This window comes from uncultured Mailhella sp. (assembly GCF_947631555.1).
Taxonomy (GTDB): domain Bacteria; phylum Desulfobacterota; class Desulfovibrionia; order Desulfovibrionales; family Desulfovibrionaceae; genus Mailhella.
The window spans coordinates 1-4,428 of sequence record NZ_CANRLT010000120.1 but is presented as its reverse complement, the minus strand read 5'-3'; the positions used below and the strand labels follow the sequence as shown (position 1 = coordinate 4,428).

Below are 4,428 nucleotides of genomic sequence, written 5' to 3'. Positions count from 1 at the left end.
CCTTTTCCCTGAGAACGTAGCCATGCCAGTATATCTGCATCAAGACGAATGGTCGTCATTTCCTTGACTGGACGATAGAAACGACTGGCATCCTCTATAGGGGGAATATCTGAATAATCTATTGCACTGTTTGGCCTGGCGGCTAAAGTCTCAAGTTCCGCCTGCTGTTCAGCAGTGAGCGGAGGCGGATTACTGATGTCCAGTTCAAATCTGGTAATATGCTCGCTGTTCTTTCTCATTGGCTTGCCTCGCTGAAATAAGACGGAAATATTCTCCATTCTGACGTTCTGTGTATATGACAACTAAAATGGCAGGGTATACCATCCCGATGGTCATCCAGCGGTCTTCCATGTCGCTGTGGCCCTCGTCATATCGCTCTATCCTCCGAGGATCAGCAAATACGCGGGTGGCCACCTCAAAGCTAACGCCATGCTTTACCTTATTAAGTCTGTTTTTGGTTTCATCCCACTCAAATTTCATGTCGTCTTGTTTGTTACTACAAAATAGTTAATACATAAAGAAAATTTTGTCAACACCGCTAACCACGATAAAGTGGTCTTAAGTGAGATGCGCGAAGAGAACCCGATCCCGGCTCCCTACCAAAGATTTCACTCAATATTTTCTGCCCCCCACGACTTTTTTCCTTTCCAACTACCGCATCCTCACCTGGGGCTGCTCCTTTTCTTCTGTGCGTTCAATCTTCCTCCACAGTTCCCGATACCGCTCATTCCGCTCCAGGTCTCTGTCCCCTGTCGGGCCGAAAGCGTAATTTGCCGTGCGCTCGGCATATCGCTGCCAGTTACGCCCGGACTGTGGATCCCGAATAGTCGGAGCACAGGCACGGATGGTCTCTTCCACCACATCCCGGCCGTGGCCGTTGGAGCGAAGCCGCAAAGCAATCATTGCGTCCACGCGGGAGTAGTCTTCAATGGTCAGATGCCTGCGGATATTCTCCAGATGAGCGAAATAGGCCGCTGCCGGATATACAGACCAGGTGGACTGCTACTATCTCCGCATCTTGGGTTCGGCTGTTCTCATGAGCATGATTCCCGACGGCATGGCCTATCAGTCGAAACGATGGAAGCGTTAACCGGATTTGCAAATAGGGTAAAAAGCGTTTTGCGGTGTCTGTTGTTCATGCTTTGATAGTCCTATTTTAGTGACAAATAAAGTCGTTTCCTCCTTCTTCTTCGCGAGCCTCGCCAGATTATTTGATAGAGGAGCTTTGTGCTTGCGGGTGGCCGTGAAACACGCTATCATGAAACCTGCAAAATTTGTCAGGATGGAATATGCTCCAGCTTTTTGAAACACACGTCCCCAAGACTCATCCCGCCGTTTTGCCCACAGGCAAGGCGGCTCTTGGGCAGTATATGACGCCTGCCCCCATCGCGGCCTTTATGGCTTCCCTTTTTCCCAAGAATTTTGGCGCGTTTCACCTGCTCGATGCAGGAGCGGGCGAGGGGAGTTTGACCTGCTCCTTTCTGAAGGCCCTGCGCCATACGGACAGGTCCTTTCCCCACGGGGAAGCCTCCCTGTTTGAGTACGACGTCGACATGGCGCAGAAGCTGGAAAAGAACATCATCCAAGCCGTGGAAGGACTGCCCGTCAAACCGCATATCCATCATACCGATTTTATCGAATACGCCTCAACGCTTGTTCTGCACAAACAGCGCCTCTTCACCCACGCCATACTGAACCCGCCCTATAAAAAAATCAGCGGCCATTCCGCCCACAGGGCTCTGTTGCGTGACGCAGGGATCGAAACGGTCAATCTCTATACGGCCTTTGTCGCGCTCTCCCTGGCCCTGCTCCGGCCCGGCGGGATCCTGGTCGCCATTATCCCGCGCAGTTTCTGCAACGGCCCGTATTACAGGCCCTTCCGTCAATATATCCTGCGCCATTCGGCCATCCGGCGCCTTCACCTGTTCACATCCAGGACCGAAGCGTTCAAGGAGGACAAGGTGTTGCAGGAAAATGTTATCCTCGTGCTGGAACGGGACGCTGAGCAAAGCGTGCTGGACGTTTCCACGTCAAAAAATGGCGAGATGGACGAATACCGCGAGGCGCGATACCCCTTCGAAGAGATCGTCCGGCCAGGCGACCCGGAACTGTTCATTCACATTCCCGACAATCAGGGGGAACAAATCTCCCTCAGCGGTGCAGATCGTTCCCTGAAGTCCCTAGGTGTCGAGGTTTCCACCGGGCCAGTGGTGGATTTTCGCCTCAAAGAGCATTTGCGCGCCATGCCGCTGCCTGATGACGCCCCCTTGCTGTACCCCGGCCATTTTAACGGCAAAACGAAATGGCCCAGAGCGGATTTCAAAAAACCCAACGCCGTGGCCCGCTGCCCGGAAACCATGAAATGGCTCTACCCGAATGGCCATTATGTGGTCGTGCGGCGTTTGTCCTCCAAGGAGGAAAAACGCCGGGTAGTGGCCTATCACGTCCAGCCAGAGGATTTTCCCGGCCAACCCTATCTGGGCTTTGAAAACCATCTCAACGTGTTCCACCGCCGCAAACAAGGCTTGTCGCCGGAACTGGCCCACGGCTTGGCGCTCTATCTGAACTCCGGCTTTGTGGATAAGCTTTTCCGGCGCTTCAACGGTCACACTCAGGTCAACGCCACAGATTTGCGCTCCCTCCCGTACCCCTCCGCCGACACGCTGGAGGCATTGGGTCGGTGGGCGGACGGCCAGACGGAACTAACGCAGGAAAACGTGGAGCGACACCTTAAGGCGGTGCTGGCATGAACGAGATAGAAAAACAGGAACAAGCTCTGGCTATCGTCAAAGCCTTGGGGCTGCCCAGAGCGCAACAGAACACGCGCTCTGCGCTCTGCCTTCTGGCCCTGTGCGACATGACGCCGGACAAGGCGTGGAGCCAGGCTCAGGCTCCCTATATGGGCATAACCCCCATCATGGATTGGGCAAAAGAGCATTATGCCGCCAACTATGCGCCCAATACCCGTGAAACCTTTCGCCGTCAGACCATGCACCAGTTTGTGGCGGCAGGCATAGCTCTTTACAATCCCGACAATCCGGCCCGCGCCGTAAACAGCCCGAAAGCCGTCTATCAAATCTCGCCGGAAACTCTGGCCCTGATCCGACTCTACGGCACGGCGGACTGGGAAAGCACCCTGTCAGACTTTCTGGAACGGCAGGAGAGCTTGGCGAAACGCTATGCACACGAGCGGGAACGGGTAATGGTGCCGGTATCTCTGGCAGACGGCAAGCAAATTGAACTCAGCCCTGGAGCGCACAGCGAACTTATCAAGGCCATTGTGGAGGCGTTCGCTCCCTGCTTCGTGCCCGGCAGCATTCTGCTCTATGTGGGGGATACCGGCAACAAATGGGGCTATTTTGATGAAAGTCTGCTTGCCAGCCTGGGCGTGATGGTCGATTCCCACGGCAAGATGCCGGATGTGGTCTTCTACGATCCCAAAAAAGATTGGCTCTTGCTGGTGGAATCCGTAACCAGTCACGGTCCGGTGGACGGCAAACGCCATGACGAGCTTGCAGCACTCTTTTCCAGCGCTAAGCCTGGTCTGGTGTATGTGACGGCCTTCCCTAATCGGGCAATCATGGCCCGCTATGTGGGAGAGATTGCCTGGGAAACAGAAGTCTGGGTGGCGGACGCGCCCTCCCACCTCATCCATTTCAACGGTGAACGCTTCTTGGGACCGTATCAAAAGTAATTTAATCGACCTCCGTAACTTCCCCCCTGCGGGCCATGGCCCCTGTCCCACGCCGCATGACGGCCTCCACAAGAGAACGTCATGTGCGCGAAAAAACTTCATACGGCTTGGGGCATAGGAAAAGAGGAATTGGACAAAATTCCAAATTGTACTGTGATGAACACAGAAAATGTTGACCAAATACTTGAAAAACACCTCCAATTCATTGGAAAAGACGTAATAAAACAATCACAAATCTTCTCCTACCTCATCTTCACGCCCTTGGTTTGACGCGCCTTTTCTTCCCCCCCTTCAACCCTGCGCCAAAAATCCCGATACCGCTCATTCCGCTCCAGGTCTCTGTCCCCTGCCGGGCCGAAAGCGTAATTTGCCGTGCGCTCGGCATATCGCTGCCAGTTACGACTGGCCTGCTTTTCCCGAATGCTCGGAGCGCAGGAACGGATGGTCTCTTCCACTGACTCCCGACTGTGGCCGTTGGCACGCATCCGCAGGGCGATCATGGCGTCCACGCGAGAATAGTCCTCAATGGTCAGATGATGGCGGATATTCTCCAGATGAGCGAAATAGGCCGCTGCCGGATTGCCAGGCCGGAAGTCAGGTATGGAAAACAGCGGACGTTCACCCTTTCGTTTTTCGGCGGCCTCTGCATACTTGCGATCAATCTTTCTGGACAGCGCAAGCGCCTTGCCACATTCACGGCGTTCCGCAAACAGCAGCTTTACCTGGGGGAACGA

Annotated in this window: 6 protein-coding genes; 2 read left to right on the top strand and 4 right to left on the bottom strand. The window is 54.3% G+C overall.

Annotated elements, in window-relative coordinates; translation table 11 throughout:
- The 3 genes from Q0Z94_RS11120 to Q0Z94_RS11115 all read right to left on the bottom strand — a co-directional run.
- Positions 1-278: BrnA antitoxin family protein (locus Q0Z94_RS11120; protein ID WP_298069712.1), on the bottom strand; the 278-nt coding region annotated here is incomplete at its 3' end.
- Positions 205-480 carry a BrnT family toxin gene (locus Q0Z94_RS11905; protein ID WP_366517618.1) on the bottom strand — a complete coding sequence of 92 codons (276 nt, stop codon included), beginning with the start codon at positions 478-480 and terminating at the stop codon, positions 205-207. The genes Q0Z94_RS11905 and Q0Z94_RS11120, both read right to left, overlap by 74 nt.
- 171 nt (positions 481-651) lie before the next feature.
- Complete coding sequence (locus Q0Z94_RS11115) at positions 652-912, bottom strand: hypothetical protein (protein ID WP_298069710.1); 261 nt, start codon at positions 910-912, stop codon at positions 652-654.
- Between the two features lie 377 nt (positions 913-1,289).
- Between Q0Z94_RS11115 and Q0Z94_RS11110 the strand changes: the two genes are divergently transcribed.
- Both Q0Z94_RS11110 and Q0Z94_RS11105 read left to right on the top strand, forming a co-directional pair.
- Positions 1,290-2,750 carry an Eco57I restriction-modification methylase domain-containing protein gene (locus tag Q0Z94_RS11110; protein ID WP_298069708.1) on the top strand — a complete coding sequence of 487 codons (1,461 nt, stop codon included), beginning with the start codon at positions 1,290-1,292 and terminating at the stop codon, positions 2,748-2,750.
- Positions 2,747-3,694 (top strand): BsuBI/PstI family type II restriction endonuclease, encoded by a 948-nt coding sequence (locus tag Q0Z94_RS11105; protein ID WP_298069706.1) that lies wholly within the window; start codon positions 2,747-2,749, stop codon positions 3,692-3,694. The genes Q0Z94_RS11110 and Q0Z94_RS11105 overlap by 4 nt, the downstream gene beginning before the upstream one ends.
- 242 nt (positions 3,695-3,936) lie before the next feature.
- Here the strand turns inward: Q0Z94_RS11105 and Q0Z94_RS11100 are convergent.
- Positions 3,937-4,428: hypothetical protein (locus tag Q0Z94_RS11100; protein WP_298069704.1), on the bottom strand; the 492-nt coding region annotated here is incomplete at its 5' end.